Consider the following 1,435-nt stretch of genomic DNA (forward strand, 5'->3'; position numbering starts at 1 on the left):
GGGAGAACTCATCTCGAGGAAGGCTTCCCGCTTAGATGCTTTCAGCGGTTATCCCTACCGAACGTAGCCAACCAGCCGTGCCCCTGGCGGGACAACTGGCACACCAGAGGTTCGTCCGTCCCGGTCCTCTCGTACTAGGGACAGACCCTCTCAATTCTCCTACGCGCGCAGCGGATAGGGACCGAACTGTCTCGCGACGTTCTAAACCCAGCTCGCGTGCCGCTTTAATGGGCGAACAGCCCAACCCTTGGGACCTACTCCAGCCCCAGGATGCGACGAGCCGACATCGAGGTGCCAAACCATCCCGTCGATATGGACTCTTGGGGAAGATCAGCCTGTTATCCCCGGGGTACCTTTTAGCCGTTGAGCGACACCGCTTCCACACGCCGGTGCCGGATCACTAGGCCCTGCTTTCGCACCTGCTCGACACGTCCGTCTCACAGTCAAGCTCCCTTGTGCCCTTGCACTCACCACCTGATTACCAACCAGGCTGAGGGAACCTTTGGGCGCCTCCGTTACTCTTTAGGAGGCAACCGCCCCAGTTAAACTACCCACCAGGCACTGTCCCCCACCCGGATTCACGGGTGCGGGTTAGACGCTCAAAACGACCAGAGTGGTATTTCACCAACGACTCCACCGACACTGGCGTGCCGGCTTCACAGTCTCCCACCTATCCTACACAAGACGCTTCAGGCGCCAATGCCAAGCTATAGTGAAGGTCCCGGGGTCTTTCCGTCCTGCTGCGCGAAACGAGCATCTTTACTCGTACTGCAATTTCGCCGGGCCTGTGGTTGAGACAGCGGGGAAGTCGTTACGCCATTCGTGCAGGTCGGAACTTACCCGACAAGGAATTTCGCTACCTTAGGATGGTTATAGTTACCACCGCCGTTTACCGGCGCTTAGATTCTCAGCCTCGACCCCCCGAAAGGGATCTAACCGGTCCTCTTAACGTTCCGGCACCGGGCAGGCGTCAGTCCGTATACAGCGTCTTACGACTTAGCACGGACCTGTGTTTTTAGTAAACAGTCGCTTCCCCCTGGCCTCTGCGACCACCCCCAGCTCCGGCAGCAAGTGCCATCACCGGACGTGGTCCCCCTTCTCCCAAAGTTACGGGGGCAATTTGCCGAGTTCCTTAACCACAGTTCACCCGATCGCCTTGGTATTCTCTACCTGACCACCTGAGTCGGTTTGGGGTACGGGCCGCCGGTACACTCACTAGAGGCTTTTCTCGGCAGCATGGGATCACTCACTTCACCTAAAACGGCTCGGCATCACATCTCACCCTTAAATGCGCCACGGATTTACCTATAGCGCGGGCTACATGCTTACCCCAGGACAACCATCGCCTGGGCTGAGCTACCCTCCTGCGTCACCCCATCGCTCACCTACTACCCCCTCGGACCGACCGCTAGGCCAAACCAGCCCCCGAAGGGAC

The 1,435-nt window shown here is 58.6% G+C and carries 1 rRNA gene (cut by a window edge); it reads right to left on the reverse strand.

What is annotated here, in order from left to right:
• Positions 1 to 1,435 (reverse strand): 23S ribosomal RNA (locus tag QP090_RS37475); its annotated part runs 1,450 nt beyond the window's last position; the annotation flags it as partial.

This window comes from Actinomadura xylanilytica, from assembly GCF_030283145.1.
Lineage (GTDB): Bacteria > Actinomycetota > Actinomycetes > Streptosporangiales > Streptosporangiaceae > Spirillospora > Spirillospora xylanilytica.